Annotated in this window: 1 protein-coding gene; it reads right to left on the reverse strand. The window is 31.4% G+C overall.

What is annotated here, in order from left to right; genetic code table 11:
• Positions 1–45: 45 nt before the first annotated feature.
• Entirely contained in the window at positions 46–828 is a 783-nt protein-coding gene (locus BT156_RS21705) for an IS1595 family transposase (RefSeq protein ID WP_072412989.1), read from the reverse strand.
• Positions 829–1145: the final 317 nt, after the last annotated feature.

A 1145-nucleotide genomic window follows, 5' to 3' on the forward strand; every position in this document is an offset into this window, starting at 1 on the left:
CAAAATTAGCAATATTTTTTTCCTCCCCAACTTTTGAGATTGATCCTAGTTTCCCAGTAAATTTCTCTTTGCATTACTTATAAAAATATGAACCCATCTTAAGGTGTCCTTAGTGGTTTGTTTTGTAGATTTTTCAGTAATATGGATCTCTACTAATTGCGATATATCAACATACGAGGTGCTTTGATCTGTAAAAACAATACTGGATTCGGCAATTGATTCTTTCACAGTTTCATTAATTCCTTCAGATGTATGATCTTCTAAAATTTTTGCTTTAAAATATCTGCAAGATTTTGAAGTTTCTCCTGTTTCGAGATCTTCCAAAGGTGTAGATTCCGCCATTACTGCTACATTCTGCTTCCCAACTGCTCCTCTTCCGCGTATCCCTTTTTCTTGTTCTATATCGGTGGAAGCGACGGTAAAATACCCCTCATCCATCTCAATCATTCCTTCTAAAGTATATCTTTCATCTCTCTTTCCCATTGCTTTTCTCAACTTATGCATCATTGCCCAAACCGGCTCATAACGCTTCAATCCCAATTGTTTTTGCATTTCTTTGGCAGAAAAACCTTTCTTGGTAGCACTCATTAAAAAAATGGCTTTGTACCAAACTAAAAAGGACAGATTTGAATCTTCCATTATTGTTCCACTTCGCAGTGTAATTCGCTTCTGACAGCTCTTACATTGATAACTTAATCTGCTCTTAATCCAATAAAAATCTGTTTTCCCACATTTACAAGAAACGCCAATTTTATCACGCTCTTTTTTAAAATGCAAAATACAATCTTCTTCATTACCAAATTCTACCCCAAAACTGAAAATATCCATCTCAATCATTTAATTATCAAACAAATATATGAAAACTTGAGTAATTACGGATATACATAATTATTTATATAAAAAAGTAAAAGCTTATATTAATTCGAATGAAGTTTTACATAATTAATTATTTCAAATGTGGAATAATATACACGGAAAGTATATAAAAAGAGAGTACTAAACTTTCATATGCATAAAAAATCTTCTAGTTTCTAGTTTCTAGTTTCTAGTTTCTAGCTTCTATGAAAAATACTAAATCATTTATCAATGATGATTGATGATTGATTTCTTCCTGTATAGACATAAAAAAAGTCTCATTCAAATTA

This window comes from Chryseobacterium limigenitum (assembly GCF_900114875.1).
GTDB lineage: Bacteria > Bacteroidota > Bacteroidia > Flavobacteriales > Weeksellaceae > Chryseobacterium > Chryseobacterium limigenitum.